1 protein-coding gene is annotated in these 747 nt (G+C 60.8%); it reads left to right on the top strand.

What is annotated here, in order from left to right:
• Positions 1–70: 70 nt before the first annotated feature.
• Positions 71–747: IS6 family transposase (locus ACP7AZ_RS17810; protein ID WP_426039982.1), on the top strand; the 677-nt coding region annotated here is incomplete at its 3' end.

Here is a 747-nt window from a genome sequence, read left to right as displayed (position 1 = left end):
GGTGCTGTCAGTCCAACGCTAAAACGTCTCCACTTATCACGGCCTAAGCCGCTATTGGAGATGATATTTCGTGAAGCCGATTTCGTTCAAGCGCCACCGGTTTCCGGCAGATGTGATCCGCCATGCCGTCTGGCTGTACTTTCGTTTCAGCCTGAGTTTGCGGGACGTCGAGGAGCTCATGGTTCAGCGTGGGATCGACGTCAGCTACGAGACCATCCGGTGCTGGACGATCAAGTTCGGACCGCTGATCGCGAGGCGGCTGAAGCGCCGTCGGCCAGCTCCCTCGCCTCGCTGGCACCTGGATGAGATGGTCTGTTCGATTGGCGGCAAGCGGATGTATCTGTGGCGAGCGGTCGACGACGAAGGCGAGGTCCTCGACCTCGTGGTCCAGCGCCGGCGGGACACAGAGGCCGCGTTGAAGCTGCTCAGGCGGCTCCTTCACAACCAGACTGTCGAGCCAGAGATGATCACGACCGACGGCCTGGCCTCATACGGCGCGGCTCTGGATCAGCTGGACCTGAGGCATCTGCATCGACCGGGCCGGCTTCGCGAGAACAATCGGGTAGAGAACTCCCACTTGCCGATCCGACGACGAGAACGACAGCAGAAGCGGTTCAAATCCCAAGCGTCAGCCCAGAGATTCCTCACCACCCACGCGGCGATTTACAACACCTTCAACGTCCAACGCCATTTGATCAGCAGACCCACACTTCGCCGCTTCCGCGCCGACGCTGATGCCGCATGGGC

Source organism: Brevundimonas sp. DC300-4, from assembly GCF_049897365.1.
GTDB lineage: Bacteria > Pseudomonadota > Alphaproteobacteria > Caulobacterales > Caulobacteraceae > Brevundimonas.
This window is presented reverse-complemented; position numbering and strand designations above follow the sequence as displayed.